Consider the following 17,770-nt stretch of genomic DNA (forward strand, 5'->3'; position numbering starts at 1 on the left):
CTTTGCATGACACAAGTATTTTTTCTATAATAACCAATTAATAAAAATATATAGTCAATCTTAAGTATAAGTAGTGTACATAAAAATAAAAACCATAGAGTTTAATCTATGATTTTTAGTGATGGCGATTATTTATCATATAAATTTAAAGGGGAAAGTATTAAATGAACTGAATTAAATAATAGTTACAGCTAAAAACTAAATTTAACACAGTTCATTTAACACTTATAGTAGTTAGTAACTTTTAGCTGTATCTATATTAATGATGAGCTCATCCATGTAGCTGTGAGTTAATAACTATTGATAATATTATGTGTAAGATTTCACATAAGTATTCAATATAAAACAAAAAAAATTGCAAATTGTTTTGCAACTAAAAATTGCACTTGTTATTGAATATGGGATTGATATTAAGAAAGTATTTTCTTGTATTTTAATGGGGAGACACCTGTTATTGATTTAAATGCTCTCCCAAAGTGGGTGATGCTACGATAACCAACTTTTTCGGATATATTGGTAATATTTAGCTCCGTGGAGAATAATAATTTTTCGGCTGCTTTTATTCGAATAGTGTTAACGTACTGGTTTAAATTTAAACCAGTGACCTTTTTAAAAGTTCTGCTTAAATAGTAGGTGCTAATAAAGAAACGCTTTGATAAAAAATCTAAAGTTAAATTTTCTACATAATTTTTATTAATGTATGTAATGATTTCAGATATCCTTTTATGAGTAAGATTTGTTGTTTCAATGTGATAACTAGGTGCATTTTTTAATAATCTTTCAACTAAGATTAAAAACTCGGTAAGCATGATTTTTAAATAAATGGTCGTACTATCAACTTGATGTGTATCTTCATAAAGCATTTTAGATAATAAACTTTCGATAGATTTCTGTTCGTCAATTTTTAGCCTTAAGATATTAGTATTTCCATGAAAACATGAAAGTAGATCGTAATTTTTTGCTTCAACTAGTATATTATTTAAATATGATTTTTTAAATGTTATTAAAATCCTTTGATGATATGGAGCCCCGGCATCAAAAGTTTTATGAATCTCATTTTTTTCAACAAATACTAGATCTCCTTTTTTTATATCATAGATCTTATCTTTTATAAAATAATGTCGCTTTCCATCTAATAAATAATAGATTTCATAGTCGTCATGGTAGTGATTCGTTTTCATACTTACATTTCCAACTTGCTTTATTTTGGTTATTTCAAAGGCTTTTTCAATTTTATCATGATCTTTAATATTTTCGTTCATAACATCACCCAATAAAATTATAGTGCTTACTAATTATTATTACAACAAGATTTGTAGAAAATTAATTTTAAGAGCAAATTTTGTGCTGAAAGTTATCAATTGTTGCTCTATAATACAATTATAAAGACATTAAAAAGAGAATAGTTATAGGGAGGAATTACTTATGATTTTAAATGAAAATAAAGTTAAAAATGTTAATGTAGCTTATATTGGGGGTGGTTCTAGAGGTTGGGCATGGGGTCTTATGAGTGATTTGGCATCTCAAGAAGAACTTTCAGGTACAGTATATTTATACGACATTGATTATGAAGCAGCTAAGTGTAATGAAATTATAGGCAATTCGATTAAAGGTCAAAATTATTCTAAAAGTAATTGGGATTACAGAGTAGTTAAATCATTAAAAGAAGCTTTGAAAGATGCTGATTTCGTTATTATATCTATTTTACCAGGAACTTTCGATGAGATGGAATCAGATGTACATGCTCCTGAGAAATATGGTATATACCAATCAGTAGGGGATAGCGTTGGACCTGGTGGTCAATTTAGGGCTCATAGAACAATACCAATGTATGTTGAAATTGCAGAAAATTTAAAAAAGTGTTGCCCTAATGCATGGGTAATAAATTATACTAATCCTATGTCACTATGTGTTAGAACTTTATATGAGATATTTCCTGAAATCAAAGCCTTTGGGTGTTGTCATGAGGTATTTTCAACTCAGAACCTTTTAATCAATGCACTAAATGATATATTGGGCATTAAAGAAGCAAAACGGTCAGAAATTAAAATTAATGTGCTTGGTATAAATCATTTTACATGGATTAATGAAGCCTATTACAAAGATATAAACTTATTCGAAGTTTATTCAAAATTTGTTAATGAAAATTTTGAAAACGGTTACGTTGGAAATGAAGGGGGACATTGGATGAATGACACATTTAAGTCAGCTGAAAGAGTTAAATTTGATCTGTTTTTAAGATATGGAATTATTGCTGCAGCTGGTGATAGACATCTTGCTGAATTTCTTCCAGGAAATTGGTACTTAAAGGACACAAAAACTGTGGAAAATTGGAAATTCGGATTAACAACTGTGAAATTTAGAAAAAGTCAACTCAAAGAGAGATTAGAAAGAAGTGAAAGACTAGTTTCTGGCTCTGAAAAATTTGAGTTAAAAGAAACTGGGGAAGAGGGTGTTAATATAATGAAGGCACTTCTTGGAATCAGGGACCTCGTAACTAATGTTAACATGCCAAACTATGGTCAAGTAATTGGATTACCAATAGGCGCTATTGTAGAAACAAATGCTGTTTTTACAAAAAACAGTATTAAACCTGTAATGGCAGGGAAATTACCAGATAATGTGTTAGGATTTGTGCATAGAGTGGTTATGAACCAAGAAACAATACTCACAGCTACTTTAGCTAAAGATAAGAAATTGGCCTTTACTGCCTTTGTAAATGATCCTCTTTTAGTCAATATCTCATTAAAAGATGCGCAGGTTCTTTTTAATGAAATGTTTGATAATACAGAAAAATATCTAAAGGGATGGAATTAAAGATTCTGAGGATGTTATGTTAGTTTAATAATAAACAATTGACCTGAGCTAGTGATAAATACTAACTCAGGTTATTTAATTTTATTAAGAACTATTTTCTAGTAAGGATTGTTTATGATTTATAATACTTTTGTGGTAGACTAATAAATGTAAATATATTATAAATTTTTTGTATTATTGAAGTAATAAACTTTTAAAATGGGTCTGAAAATAGATTTTTACAGACTCAATTATAACGGTTTCTGTAAAAGTTTATTTTAAGACTTACTAAGGAGGAAAACTGTGGTAATAAATAATTATTTAAGTAATATAAAAAAATATATTATTAATTTTTATAAAATAATGACTATCAAAAGAAAGGTTTTTATTATATTAGCAACATTAGTGTTAATAATTAGCATGTTATCATTTCTGCTATTACAGGTAACTTTTAAAGTATATGATAGGCAATTAATTAATAATTCATCAGAGATTCTAAATATATATTCTACTAATATTGAAAATGAACTTAGAAAGGTTGAAAGTCTAAGTTTTGGTGTTATAACTTCAAATCAAACGCAGGAATATTTAAGTACAATTAATAATAAAAAATCATCTTATGAAAGATATGTTGCTATTTCAAGAATGGAAGATATTTTGCGCAATCAATCTCAATCTGAAGGTTATATATCATCTATTAGTCTTGTTGATATAAATGGCAGTATGTACACAGTAGGAAATAGCACAATTACAATTAACAATACAATCCAAAATGAAATTATGAAAAGATTAGAAAAAAAATCTGGTGGGCTTGTGTGGATAGAACCTCAAGAGGATAATAAAAATTTTATATTAGCTAGGAAGATAAGGTCTATTAGCAATTTTAAGGTAATAGGCACACTTATAATAAGAATTGATGCTGATAACTTAGTGAATTCAGTTTCAAATATGTCTCCACAATATAAAGCAAATTTAATAATATTGTCCGAAAATAAAAATATGATATATAAAGATAAAAAAATCACTTCAGCGAAGGCAATAGATATTGGATTAAATAATGTGTCAAATGAAATATATAATATTGACGGAAAAAAATTTTTATTAAATCGAGAAGTGTCAAACTATTCTAATTGGACATATGTTAATTTTTTGTCCTATGAAAATATTTTTCAGAATATAAAATTAATGAGAACTATTATGTTAGGTTGCTTTTTAATGATTTTTATTTTAGCAGTTTCTATGGGACTCGGTTTTGCGGGTAGTATAACAAAACCAATAATTACATTAAGTAAAAAAATGAAAAAAGTTGAAAATGGTAATTTTGAAATAATGGAAATAGATAAAATTTCTGATGACAAATGTGATGAAGTGGGACAGTTAAATAATGATTTTATTGTCATGGTTAACAAAATAAATGAGTTAATAAAGGAAAACTATATTAAACAAATATTAGTTAAGGAAACAGAATTAAAGGCCTTACAATCTCAAATAAATCCTCATTTTTTATATAATACTCTTGATTCAATTAATTGGATTGCTAAAGCTAATAAACAAGATAAGATATCTTTAATGGTTAAGTCGCTTTCAAATTTATTTAGGGCTTCAATAGCTAGCAAGGATAGTATTATAAAAATTGAGGATGAACTAAAGTTATTAAATGATTATATAAATATACAAAAGATAAGATATGAGGAAAGACTAGATTTTAGCGATTTGGTAGAAGAGGATATAAAGGAGTGTTATATTCTTAAAATGACATTGCAACCATTAGTTGAAAATTCTATTAAGTATGGACTGGAGCAATTAACTGGTGTATGTAAAATTACAATAAGGTCTCAAAAGCAAAAAGATTTTCTTGAGATAATAGTTAGCGATAATGGAATTGGTATGACTAAGGAATTTATCCACGAGTTAGAAATTGGTGAGAATAAATCTAGGAGTACTGGTATAGGTATAAAAAACATAGATGCACGAATAAAGTTGTTTTTTGGTGAAGAATTTGGAATATCAGTAAAAAGTCAATTAAGTGAGGGAACCACAGTTATAGTTAGGATTCCATACAAAGTGAGGTGAGAGAATGTATAAAGTTTTGATTGTTGATGATGAGAGAATAATAAGAGAAGGTATTGCAAATTCTATTGAGTGGAACAAATATGGTTTCTCACTTTGTGGAATGGCGCAGAATGGAATAGATGCTTATGAAATTATTAAGCAAATTGTTCCAGAAGTGGTTATAACTGATATTAAAATGCCTGGAATGGGAGGATTAGAATTAATTTCTAGGATATATAAGGAATATCCTCAAATTATTTTCATAATTTTGTCTGGATATGGAGAATTTGAATTTGCAAATAAAGCGATGAAATACGGCGTTAAATACTATTTATTAAAACCATGTGATGAGGATGAAATAATTAAAATTTTAAAAAAAATAGCAATAGAAAAAAAAGAAAAAGAAAAAAAGGATAAATTTCTTACGGATATAAATGATAATTTAAAAAAAGTTTTACCACAAGTCGGGGAACAGTTTTTAAGAGATTTTATAATTGGGGTAAATTATAGTAAATTAGAATGTGAATATTTTTTAAGACTGTTTGATATAAAAGAAACTAAGTTTAAACTTGTTGTATTTAAACTGGATAATGGAGTGGATTTACTAGAGAAGTTTGCTTTAAAGAATATAGCATATGATATATTGAATCAAAATGTTGTTTACTTGAGCACTATATTGGATAATAATATTTTATTGCTAATTAAGTCTATTGATTTATCTATGCTTACAGACTTATTGTCCCAAATTAAAGATATTTTTAATAAATATTTTAAATATGATATTTGTATAGGAGTAAGTAATGAAAATAGTTTTGAAAGTATACAAAAAATGTATCTAGAGGTTAAGGAATGTTTGAAATGTGAATTCTATCTTGGTGATAACAAAATAATAACAGAGAAAATTATTGAGTTTAATAAGTCTCAAGATAATTTAAATGATTCAACTTACAATGAAATGATTGCGGTTTCGGTTAAAACTGGTAATATAGAAAGCTTAAACTTTCAATTGGACAGTTTTTTTCATAAGATATATCAAGAAAAAGTAGAAATAGAAATGGCTAAAAATTATTGTTTTGAAATATTTTTAATTATACTAAGGCAAGGAAATCATAAAGAAGTTAGTAGTTATGCAAAAGGTTTATATGAAATCCAAGATAAAAGTACTTTAAAACAAATTAGTGTATATATAAAATATATAGCTAATGAAATAGCTAAAAAAAATTTTGATAATAATACAGAAAATTATGGAGCTATTATAAGTACAGTTATAAACTGCGTTGAGAATAATATACAGAATTATGAATTGTCACTTACTTGGATAGCAAAAAAAGTATTATTTATAAATGAAAATTATTTGGGGAAGCTATTTTACAAACATACTAATGAAAAGTTTTCTAAGTATGTTGTTAGGCTTAGAATGGAGAAGGCCATAGAACTTATTAGGAGTAAAAAAGATTATAAGGTTTATGAAATAACTGAGCAAATAGGATTTGGGGATAACACTCAATATTTTAGTCAAGTATTTAAAAAATATACGGGCTATACTCCATCTGAATATAGAAAACTGTAACGGTTTACAAAAAATGCTGTTTTTTAAACAAAAACAGCGTTTTTTTTGACTCTTTTTTTCAGAAAACAATTGTATAATAAAATTATAAATACAAAATCTAGTAAAACCATTAAGGGGGCAAATATTAATGAAAAAATCTATGTCTATACTTTTAGCGGCTGTTTTAACTGGTTCTTTAGCACTAGGTGGTTGTGGGAAAAGTGATACTGCAACCTCAAAAAAAGAAGTTGATGCTAATGCGCCAGTTAAACTATCAATAACTTGGTGGGGTTCACAGTCAAGGCATGATTATACTAATAAATTACTATCAATGTATACAGCTAAATACCCAAATGTAACGTTTCAGGCAACACCTTCTGGATGGGATGGTTATTTTGATAAAATTTCAGCTCAGGCGGCAGGGGATACCATGCCAGATATAATGCAAATGGATTACTCGTTTATATCAACATATTCTAACAATGATACCTTAGCGGATTTAACACCTTATGTAACAGATAAGACGATTGATTTAACAAATGCTGACCAAAACCTGGTAAATACAGGTAAAGTAAGTGGGAAGCTAACAGGAGTTGTCTTAGCTTCTACAGGACTTGCAATAACTTATAATCCAGAGGTATTTAAAAAAGCGGGACTTGCAATGCCAACATCAGCATGGACTTGGGCTGACTTTGAAAAAGATATGATAACAATCCAGAAAAAGACTGGGTCTTATGGCCAAAGTAAAATAGATAATATAAGTACTTTTCCATATTGGGTAAGACAATATGGTAAAACAATGTATTCGGCAGATGGTACAAAGCTTGGATATGATAATGATAGTGTTTTCATAGATTATGCTAATATGCTTAAAAGACTTCAAGATGCAAAAGCATTGCCTAATCCTGATCAATGGGCACAAATTAGTGCAAAAGGAAAGGAAGCTGAGCCAGTTGTTACGGGCACAGCTGGAGCTACAATGGATTGGTCTAATTATGGTGTAATAGTTTCAAAATCAAACCCTAATTTAAAGATTATAACACCTCCTTATAGTAGTACAGGAATTAAAGCTTTATGGAATAAACCAGCAATGTTTTTTTCAGTAGCTAAATCTTCAAAAAATCAGAAGGAAGCTGCTAAATTTATTAATTGGTTCTTAAATGATCCAGAAGCAAATAAAGTTATAAATGCTGAACGTGGAATACCAGTATCCTCAACAGTAAGGGACACACTAAAACCTACATTAACACCTCAACAAAAGGATATGTTTGATTATGCGGATATTATTGTTAAGAATTCAACAAAAGCAGATCCAGCAGATCCAGCAGGAGTAGCTGAGGTTACTAAAACATTGACAGATACAGTAAATTCATTTTTATATGGTAAAACTACGGCTGCACAGTCAGCAGCTAGTTTTAGAAGTAAATCCAATGAAATACTTGGAAGAAATTCTAAATAATAAATATCAATGCTTTACGGCTGGAATAATATCCAGTCTGTAAAGCATTATTAAAAATTACATTGTGAAGGTTGTGAATTTATATGAGTAAAAAAAAGAAAAACTTAAAATTTGGAAACAATAATGTAACTGGTTATATTCTTATTGCGCCATGGTTGATAGGATTTTTGATTATGTATGCAATACCAATGGTTATATCGTTATATTTTTCTTTCACAAAATATAATTTACTTAGTACACCTAAGTTCATTGGTATAGATAATTTCAGAAGAATGTTTTTCAATGATCCAAGTTTTTGGAAGTCATTAGGTGTAACATTTTATTATGTGTTTATGTTAGTGCCTTTAAGGTTAATATTTGCATTTATAGTAGCAATGTTACTTAATAGTAAAAGAAAATTTTTAGGTTTATATAGAGCAGTGTATTATGTACCTTCAATTGTTGGAGGAAGTGTAGCTGTTTCAATAGTTTGGAAACAAATTTTTGGAAATGATGGAGTTGCAATGTCGCTTCTTTCTATTATTGGGATACATCAAAAAATATCTTTTATAGGTAATCCGTCAACTGCTATATGGACGATAATATCCCTGGGAGTATGGCAATTTGGATCGGCGATGTTAATATTTCTAGCTGCTATAAAACAATTACCAAAAAGTATTTATGAATCCGCAAGTATTGATGGAGCTGGTTTTTTTAGGCAGGTTTTTAAAATTACAATACCAATGCTCACTCCAGTAATTTTCTTTAATTTAATTCTGCAAATAATTAATGCATTTAAAGCATTTACAGAAAGTTATATCATAACTCAAGGTGGTCCAATGGACAGTACCTTATTCTATGTATTAAATTTATATAGAAAATCATTTACCTACTTTGACATGGGATACAGTAGCGCTATGGCTTGGGTATTGGTTGCTATAATTGGAATATTTACTGCAGTATTATTTAAATCCCAGACATCATGGGTACATTACGAATCAAAGGAGTGATAAAGGTGGGAAAAAACAAAAAATTAAGATCATTTATGTTTCATTTTTTTACTATTTTATTAGGTCTTATTATGATTTATCCATTGTTATGGTTAGTAAGTAGTTCATTTAAAACGAATTCTGAAATATTTGTTAATTCATATTCATTAATACCTAAACATTGGGATATTGTGAAAAACTACTCTTCAGGATGGAAAGGAATTGGAGGAGTATCTTTTGGAACATTCATGTGGAACTCAGTAATTGTTGCAGTAATTGGAACAGTTGGAGGTGTTTTTTCTTCAGTGATTGCAGCTTATGCGTTTGCTAGAATAAAATTCTTTGGTAAAAACTTTTGGTTTTTCTGTGTAATGATGACGCTGATGGTACCTAACCAAGTTATGGTAGTACCACAATTTATTATATTCAAGAAACTAGGGCTTATAAATAATATTGCATCATTAATAATTCCATGGGTTTTTGGTAGTGCATTTTTCATATTTTTAACTGTACAATTTATTCGTGGATTACCAATTGAGCTAGATGAGGCTGCTGAAATTGATGGATGTAGTAAAATTCAGACTTTTACTAAAATTATTTTTCCATTAGTAGTTCCAGCTGTAATTACATCAACAATATTTTCTTTTTATTGGATATGGCAAGACTTTTTTCAACCTCTAATTTTTATGAGTAATCCAAGGCATTTCACTGTTTCTTTAGCTTTAAATTTATATCTTGACCCAAATTCATTTAATAATTATGGGGGAATGCTTGCAATGTCTGTTGTGTCTTTAATACCAGTAGTTGTTATATTTCTAATATTTCAAAAACAATTGGTAGAAGGTGTAGCAACAAGTGGACTTAAGGATTAATAAAAGCGAAAAAGAAGGGTGAAATTAATGAAACAAAATAAATTTTTTATTTTAAATAAAAATACAACTATAGAAATAATAGGAGAAAGTAGCAAGGCAATTAAAAATATTATAGATATTTTTTCACGTGATATTAACAAAGTATTTAAAGTTGAAAGCAATTTAAACGGAGATGAAAGGACAGAAATAATTATAAGATGTTCATTAGATGATACTGAGTTTCTTTTAAAGTCAGAAGAGTTTACTGTGAAATTTCAGGCCGATGATAATAAAAAAAGTGTTATGAATATAAATGCAAAGGATGAATTAGGAATAATATATGCATTGCTTTATATAAGTAAAACATATTTGGGTGTAGATCCATTTTGGTTCTGGAATGATAAAGAACCTAAATGCTTACCATATGTTAGAATTCCTATGTCTGATTATAAGTCATTTACTAGAAAGGTTAAATATAGAGGATGGTTTGTGAATGATGAAGTACTATTATCAGGTTGGAAGGATAGCCCAACAGACGAAGAAGTTTGGAAATTAGTTTTTGAAACTATACTTAGATGCGGTGGAAATATGGTTATACCAGGTACAGATAAAACAAGCAAAATAAACAAGCAGCTGGCGTCAGATATGGGATTGTGGATAACTCATCATCATGCAGAGCCTTTAGGTGCCGAAATGTTTTTAAGAGCTTACCCAGGCGAGGAGCCTATATATGATAAAAATAGTAAACTTTTTGAGGAACTTTGGAGAAGCGCCGTATTAGATCAGAAAGACACAAAAGTTATATGGAATATCGGATTTAGAGGGCAGGGAGATCAAGCGTTTTGGGAATATGATGCAACATATAAAACACCTGAGGCAAGAGGTAAACTTATAAGTAAAGTAATTCAAAAGCAATACGAAATAGTTAAAGAGTATGTTGAGAAACCGGTATTTTGTACAAACTTGTATGGTGAAATAATGGAACTGTATAAAGAGGGATACATAGAATTCCCAGAGGGTGTTATAAAAATATGGGCAGATAGCGGATATGGGAAGATGGTTTCAAGAAGACAAGGAAATCATAACCCTAGAGTATATTCATTGCCAAGTAAAAATGATTTAGGCCCTCATGGTGTTTATTATCATGTTACCTTTTATGATCTGCAATCATCTAATCATTTGACTATGCTTCCTAATACACCTGAATTTGTGAAGTCGGAATTAGAAGCTGCATTTATGGTTGGAGCTAATGAGTATTTAATTGTAAATAGTGGGAATATTAGACCGCATACTTATATGTTAGATTTAGTGAGTGAACTTTGGAAGTATGGTTATGTAGATACAAATAAGCACATGAAAAATTATATGAAATGCTATTTTCCTTCTGGAAGTGAAATTGTGGAAGAATGTTTTAATAAATATTTTAAGACACCTGTGCAATATGGACAATATGAAGATGAAAGAGCAGGAGAGCAATTTTATCACTATCCAACGAGAGAAATAATTAGCCATTGGATTAAAAATAAAAACAATGATACTGTAGAATCTTTAAATTGGGCCACGGGTCATATTTGTTTTGAAAAGCAGGTTAAGTGGTATAAGGAAAAGTATGAAGCAAATTTGAATAAGTGGGAAGTTTTAAAAAATCAGTGTGATAATGCGTTAATGTCTTTATTAGGAAAAGAGAAGAGTCTATTTTGCGATAGTTTATTATTGCAGGTAATAATTCATCTAACAGGTTGCAAAGGCTCAGTATATCTTTGCAGGGGTTATGATGCATTTAGAGAAAAAAATTATTCTCTTTCATTTGTACATGTTTGTACTGCAATGAAAGAATATGAAGAAGCACTTAGCAAAATGAAAGAATCAGAGCATGATAAATGGATAAATTTCTACAGAAATGACTGTCTCACAAATGTTAAACTCACAATATATTGTTTAGATACTCTTAGAAGGTATATTCGTGTACTTGGTGATGGTTCTAATTTTTATAATTGGGAAAAGCAATATGTTCTATCGAGTGGGGATAGAAATATTATGTTGCTCGCAACTACTACTAATCAGTTAACTGATGATGAGCTTTATGTTAAGATTAAGGAAAAGGTAATGATGATATAGTTAGAATATTAAACAAAGACCATCTATTCAATATTGAGTAGATGGTCTTTGTTTAATAAATTATATTTTAATAAAATTATTTGCCTAGTAGTTTAAGTGCTTTACTTACAACATTTTCTGTTGTAAATCCAAATTCTTTATATAAAATTTCAGCTTTACCTGAAGCTCCAAATCTATCAATTGAAATGATATCTCCGTCAAGTCCAACATATTTGTGCCAACCGAAGGAAGCAGCGGCTTCAATAGCGAGCCTTGTTCTAACGGATGATGGTAATATAGATTCCTTATACTCTTTTGATTGAGCGTCAAATAAATCTAAACATGGCATACTTATAACTCTTGCTTTAATACCTTTATCATTTAATAATTTAGCACCTTCATAAATGAATTCTACTTCAGATCCAGAAGCCATTAAAATGATATCAGGCTTTTGACCAGGTGTTTCATAAGTTTTTAATACATATGCACCTTTTAAAGCTTCTATTGATGTTTCATCATATAAAGGAAGATTCTGCCTTGTTAGTATTAATGCGGTAGGCGTTGTCCTTGAATTCATTGCGGCATACCAACCAACAGCAGTTTCTCTTGAATCAGCTGGTCTAAATACATTAAAGTTTGGTAGAGCCCTTAAAGCTGCAAGTTGCTCTATTGGTTCATGAGTTGGACCGTCTTCACCAACAGCTATACTATCATGAGTTAACACATAAGTTACTGGTAGACCCATAAGTGCAGAAAGTCTCATTGCACCCTTCATATAATCACTAAATACGAAGAAAGTTGAAACAAAAGGTTTAAGACCCCCATGAACATATATACCATTTGCAATGGCAGCCATGGCATGCTCACGTACTCCAAAATGAAGGTTAGAACCATTTCTATCGCCTTTTGAGAAATCACCCATATCCTTCATATATGTTTTATTAGAAGGAGCAAGATCTGCAGAGCCACCTATAAAGTTTGGTACATATTTTGCTAATATATTTATTATAGCTCCAGAAGAGTTTCTTGTTGCTGCTTTGCCTTCAAATTTCCATAATTCTTCAACTTTAAGTAAATCAACAGAAAGGTCACCACTCTGCCATACTTCATATTCTTTAGCGAGTTTAGGATTCTCTTTGCTATACTCAGCATAAAGTGTGTTCCAAGTTTCTTCTTTTTTGCTTAGTTTTGATTTTATGATTTCCATATGCTTAGTTACTTCATCTGGAACGGTAAATGGAGCAAGATTCCAGCCCATACATTTTTTCATTTCAGTTATATTATCTTCACCAAGTGGTTCGCCATGTGCAGATGATGTGCCTTGCTTTTTAGCACAGCCAAATCCTATAATAGTTTTGATTTTAATAAAGGTAGGTTTATTTAACTCAAGTTTTGCAGTTTCAATGGCTTTGCCTATTGCATCCATATCATTGCCATCTTCTACGTTTATTACCTGCCATCCATAAGCTTCAAACCTTTTGCCTACATCTTCTGTGAAGGCAATATCTGTAGAGCCTTCTATAGATATGTTATTTGAGTCATACATTAAAATAAGTTTAGATAACCCTAGAGTACCTGCAAGGGATGCTGCTTCTCCAGAAATACCTTCCATATTATCTCCATCACCACATATAGCATATGTATAATGATCTACAATAGCATGTTTTTTTGTATTGAATTTTGCTGCAAGATGACTTTCAGCTATTGCCATACCAACTGCATTAGCAATTCCTTGTCCAAGTGGACCTGTGGTAATTTCAACGCCGTTTGTATGACCATATTCAGGATGCCCGGGTGTTAAACTTCCAAATTGCCTAAAGTTCTTTAAATCTTCAATAGTTAGACCATAACCGAAAAGATTAAGAAGTGAGTATTCAAGCATTGATCCATGACCTGCAGAGAGTACAAATCTATCTCTATCCTGCCATTTTGAATTGCTTGGATTATGTTTCATGTGGTTTGCCCATAATGTATATGCCATTGGTGCAACCCCAAGTGGAAGACCTGGATGGCCTGAATTTGCTTTTTGTATTGCCTCAGCTGATAATACTCTTATAGTATCTACTGTTAGTTGTTCAATTTTATTCAATGTAAATTCCTCCTTATGGTTTTTAATTTCTATATTTATTTAAATTATTTGTAAAGATGTATGTCTTATATTCATTTTATCACAAACAAATATATATATGAAGCAAACTTGACTAAATTAGCAGTATAATAAATGTATATGATTAAATTTTAAAGAATGTGATAAAAAAAATGGAGGCGAAAAATTTTGATAATAGGTGGAAGAGCTCATGATTTTGGAAAATTACCAGTTGCGCAGCTTGCAGCGAAAGTATCAAAGCAGGGTTATTCATATGTTCAATTGGCTTTAAGTAAAGCGATATATGGAATAGATTGTAGTTTTGGTAAGTTAAGTCCAGGCCTTGGGAACTATATTAGGGATAGTTTTAAAAAAGAAAATGTTCAGATTGCTGTTTTAGGTTGTTATATAAATCATATACACCCGGATATCCCAAAAAGAAGGGCCGAGATTGATAGGTTTAAGGAACATATAAGATTTGCTAGAGATTTTGGATGTAGTATAGTTGGAACAGAAACTGGAACTTTAAAGGTTGATGGCTTAAGTGATTATGATAACGAGTCAGAATCAGCTTTTGAAACTTTAATTGAAAGTTTAAAAGAGCTTATATGTGAAGCTGAAAAATTTGGAGTTATAGTTGGAATTGAGGGAGGAAAAAATGAGGTTGTATCTACGCCTCAAAGAATGAGAAGAGTCCTAGATTTGATTCCGTCAAATAATTTACAAGTTATATACGATCCAACTAATTATATATCAATATTAAACTTTAAGGATCAAAATGATCTTATTAAAGATGCCTTTAATTTATTTGGTGATAGAATGGTAGTTTTGCATGCAAAGGATTTTGTAGTTCGCAATGATAAAATAAATATTGTAGCTGCGGGCAAGGGAAATTTAAATTATGAGTTGATACTGAAACTGATTAAGGAGAGAAAACCATTTATAAATATTTTGCTTGAGGATATTAAAGAAGTGGATATGGATGGAAGTATTAAGTTTATTGAACAACTTTATAATAGAGTATAATAAAAAAATACGAAATTTAAGGGGCAGTTTATTACTAAATAGTAATAAGCTGCCCCTATTATTAGAGATTTTCTAGTTTAGGTTTATCAGTATTTAGTTTTAGTTTGTTTTCAATTTCTAATAATACATTTTTTTGATAATACATTATTAAATAACAAACAATACTTGATATGAATAGTAATATAAAGGTAGAGACTTTAAAAAATACAAAGCCTACAATTAAAAAACTTGAAAGACATAAAAGTGTAACATTGAATTTTCGAATGGTATAGTATGCTGCTGTTTTAAAAATATCTTTCCAGCCTAAATAAAATCTTGAGATTATTGGGAATACATACAGATTTATTGAAAAAACAAAAACTATTATGACAAAAACGGAAACTGTTAATGGTTTTGGGTAAGCATTTGCAATAAAATATTTAATATCAATAGAGAGTATGCATAGTAGCATTATTTCTAAAGCACCGAAAAATAAAGATTGAATAAAATTGGTTTTATAAGCTTTAAAAAAATCCTTTGTAATATTTATATCTTTTTCACGTATAAGTTTGCCCATCACACTAAATAAAGCTGTTGCTGCAGGTGCTATAGGAATACAACATACAATCAGGATAGAAGTAAACCCTTGTGGGATTTTATTTGTTCCAATAGAAAAAAGTATAATGAACATAATAACTAATGGAATATTAAGAAGTAGAAAGTAAAAATTACCTAGGAGGAACCAAAATATATAATTAGTTATTGTGTAGAAAGGTCCCTCACCAAATTCTCTTTTTGATTTAGCCATTTTTTTCCTCCAACTGCATTATAAAATGCATTTATGTAAATTATTATAATAATTAAATTGTTTTATAGTCAATTAAAATGTAACACAAAAGGAGTTAAATGCAAATAGGTAGAAGTTATAAAAAAGACAAATAGATTTTGGTGCTTTCTACATATTAACATAATAGATGGTAATAGTAAGGTAAAATTTTCATTTAATTGATAAAAAAATGCTGGATATATTGTCGTAAATGTTTAATAGTGGTATAATTTAGGCTAAATGACAACGGTTACGACACAGCAAAAGAAGTGGTAGGAAGGTGCATAAATGGATGATATTAATGGACATGATTTAGAATTTGAGACACTGCTCAAAGAACAAAATATATATAAAAATAAACCCGTCAAAACATTAGCATATTTATATAAAGATAATATTTCAAAATTACTTTTATCTTTTTTATTTTTTATTATTAAGCATTTACCAACTTGGGTAATGCCAATTATAACAGCAAATGTTATTGATATTGTAAGTAGTCCAGCAAGGCATAACTTAAAAGGTTTATGGATTAATTTAATAATAGCATCTTTATTAATTATTCAAAATGTTCCAAGTAATATATTATATACAAAATATTTCAGCCAAGCATTAAGATGTGTAGAAGCGGAACTTAGGAGTAAGTTAGTAAGAAAATTGCAAATATTATCAATTTCTTATCATAAACAATTAAAATCAGGAAAGATTCAATCTAAGGTATTAAGAGATGTAGAGGCAATTACGGTACTGTCAAGGCAGATTTTTAATGGGTTTGTACCAACAATTCTTAATATTGTTGTAGCTCTTACGATTACATTAACAAAGAGTTTTACCGTGGCAATATTTTTTATGTTGTCTATGCCAGTTTCTTTCTTTATTATAAAACACTTTAGAAAGAATATAAGAAAAACCAATAGGGATTTCCGTAAAGAAATTGAAGAAATGTCTGCAAATGTGGCAGAAATGGTGGAACTTGTTCCTATTACAAGGGCACATGGACTTGAGGATGTAGAAATCACTAGAATGGATAAACAATTAGAAAAAGTAAGACATAGCGGATATAATTTGGATATTATAACTGCATTTTTAGGAGCATCAGGTTGGGCAATATTTCAAGTTTTTCAAGTTGGATGTCTTGCATTTACAGGTTACCTAGCGTACAAAGGTAAAATCACGGTTGGAGATGTTGTGTTATATCAAAGTTATTTTTCATCTATATTAAATCAGGTTTCTAGTTTAATTAATGTATACCCAGATATAGTGAAAGGATTTGAATCAATAGAGTCAGTTGGAGAAATTTTATTATCCGAGGATATTGAAGATAATAAAGGAAAAAAGAAGCTCACAAATGTTAAAGGTGATTTTGATTTTAAAGGTGTAGAATTTAATTATGAAACCTCAGAAAAGCCAGTATTAAAGGACTTTAATCTTAAGGTGAAGGCTGGAGAATGTATAGCTTTTGTAGGTGAATCAGGGGCAGGTAAAACCACAATATTAAATTTGATTATAGGGTTTAATAAAGCTTCAAAAGGAAAGTTATTAATTGATGGCATGGATATGGCCGAAATAGATTTACGTAGTTACAGAAGCAATATAGCTGTAGTGCCTCAGAATACAATCTTGTTCTCAGGTACTATTAGAAGCAACATTACTTATGGACTTACCAATATATGTGAGGAGGAGATTATAAAGGTAATAGAATCTGCAAATTTAACAGAGGTAATTGCTAAGTTACCTAAAGGATTAAATACTTCTATAGGGGAACACGGAGGGATGTTATCCGGGGGTCAAAGACAACGTATTGCTATAGCAAGGGCTTTAATTCGAAATCCACAAATAATTGTTTTGGATGAAGCTACCTCAGCACTAGACAATATTTCGGAACTTCATGTGCAAAAAGCTATGAAAAATCTAGTAAAAGATCGTACAACGTTTATAGTAGCACATAGACTTTCTACCATAAGAGATGCGGACCGTATAGTTGTTATGAATAATGGAAGATGTGTGGAATGTGGGACTTACGCCGAATTAATAAATTTAAAGGGAGAATTTTATAATTTAAAAAAATTACAGGGATAAATATC

Annotated in this window: 12 protein-coding genes; 9 read left to right on the plus strand and 3 right to left on the minus strand. The window is 29.7% G+C overall.

Annotated elements, in window-relative coordinates; all coding sequences use genetic code 11:
* Positions 1 to 410 precede the first annotated feature (410 nt).
* The gene (locus tag KPL44_RS07465; protein WP_216248343.1) at positions 411 to 1,262 is read right to left on the minus strand and encodes an AraC family transcriptional regulator; all 852 of its coding nucleotides are present in this window, start codon (positions 1,260 to 1,262) and stop codon (positions 411 to 413) included.
* A gap of 163 nt (positions 1,263 to 1,425) precedes the next feature.
* On the opposite strand from KPL44_RS07465, the gene KPL44_RS07470 reads away from it, so the two are divergent.
* From KPL44_RS07470 to KPL44_RS07500, 7 genes are all read left to right on the plus strand, one after another.
* Positions 1,426 to 2,817 (plus strand): family 4 glycosyl hydrolase, encoded by a 1,392-nt coding sequence (locus KPL44_RS07470; protein WP_216248344.1) that lies wholly within the window; start codon positions 1,426 to 1,428, stop codon positions 2,815 to 2,817.
* Positions 2,818 to 3,099: 282 nt separating this feature from the next.
* The gene (locus KPL44_RS26015; protein WP_216248345.1) at positions 3,100 to 4,869 is read left to right on the plus strand and encodes a cache domain-containing sensor histidine kinase; all 1,770 of its coding nucleotides are present in this window, start codon (positions 3,100 to 3,102) and stop codon (positions 4,867 to 4,869) included.
* Between the two features lie 4 nt (positions 4,870 to 4,873).
* Entirely contained in the window at positions 4,874 to 6,418 is a 1,545-nt protein-coding gene (locus KPL44_RS07480) for a response regulator transcription factor (protein WP_216248346.1), read from the plus strand.
* Between the two features lie 127 nt (positions 6,419 to 6,545).
* Positions 6,546 to 7,856, plus strand: coding sequence for an ABC transporter substrate-binding protein (locus tag KPL44_RS07485; protein ID WP_216248347.1), 1,311 nt, complete (start codon positions 6,546 to 6,548; stop codon positions 7,854 to 7,856).
* An 83-nt stretch (positions 7,857 to 7,939) separates the two neighbouring features.
* Complete coding sequence (locus tag KPL44_RS07490) at positions 7,940 to 8,845, plus strand: carbohydrate ABC transporter permease (RefSeq protein WP_216248348.1); 906 nt, start codon at positions 7,940 to 7,942, stop codon at positions 8,843 to 8,845.
* A 5-nt stretch (positions 8,846 to 8,850) separates the two neighbouring features.
* Complete coding sequence (locus tag KPL44_RS07495) at positions 8,851 to 9,696, plus strand: carbohydrate ABC transporter permease (RefSeq protein ID WP_309249393.1); 846 nt, start codon at positions 8,851 to 8,853, stop codon at positions 9,694 to 9,696.
* Between the two features lie 27 nt (positions 9,697 to 9,723).
* Entirely contained in the window at positions 9,724 to 11,793 is a 2,070-nt protein-coding gene (locus KPL44_RS07500) for a glycosyl hydrolase 115 family protein (protein WP_216248349.1), read from the plus strand.
* A gap of 76 nt (positions 11,794 to 11,869) precedes the next feature.
* On the opposite strand, the gene tkt is transcribed toward KPL44_RS07500, so the two are convergent.
* Positions 11,870 to 13,861, minus strand: a complete 1,992-nt coding sequence (gene tkt / locus KPL44_RS07505; RefSeq protein ID WP_216248350.1) for a transketolase — start codon at positions 13,859 to 13,861, stop codon at positions 11,870 to 11,872.
* A 186-nt stretch (positions 13,862 to 14,047) separates the two neighbouring features.
* Between tkt and KPL44_RS07510 the strand changes: the two genes are divergently transcribed.
* Complete coding sequence (locus KPL44_RS07510; protein ID WP_253201661.1) at positions 14,048 to 14,884, plus strand: sugar phosphate isomerase/epimerase family protein; 837 nt, start codon at positions 14,048 to 14,050, stop codon at positions 14,882 to 14,884.
* A 61-nt stretch (positions 14,885 to 14,945) separates the two neighbouring features.
* On the opposite strand, the gene KPL44_RS07515 is transcribed toward KPL44_RS07510, so the two are convergent.
* A complete protein-coding gene (locus tag KPL44_RS07515; RefSeq protein ID WP_216248351.1) occupies positions 14,946 to 15,671 on the minus strand; it encodes a DUF624 domain-containing protein in 726 nt (241 codons plus the stop codon).
* Between the two features lie 306 nt (positions 15,672 to 15,977).
* On the opposite strand from KPL44_RS07515, the gene KPL44_RS07520 reads away from it, so the two are divergent.
* Positions 15,978 to 17,765: an ABC transporter ATP-binding protein gene (locus tag KPL44_RS07520; protein WP_216248353.1), complete on the plus strand. Its 1,788-nt coding sequence runs from the start codon at positions 15,978 to 15,980 to the stop codon at positions 17,763 to 17,765.
* Positions 17,766 to 17,770 lie beyond the last annotated feature (5 nt).

It is taken from the genome of Clostridium sp. DSM 17811, from assembly GCF_018861905.1.
Classification (GTDB): domain Bacteria; phylum Bacillota; class Clostridia; order Clostridiales; family Clostridiaceae; genus Clostridium_AD; species Clostridium_AD frigoriphilum.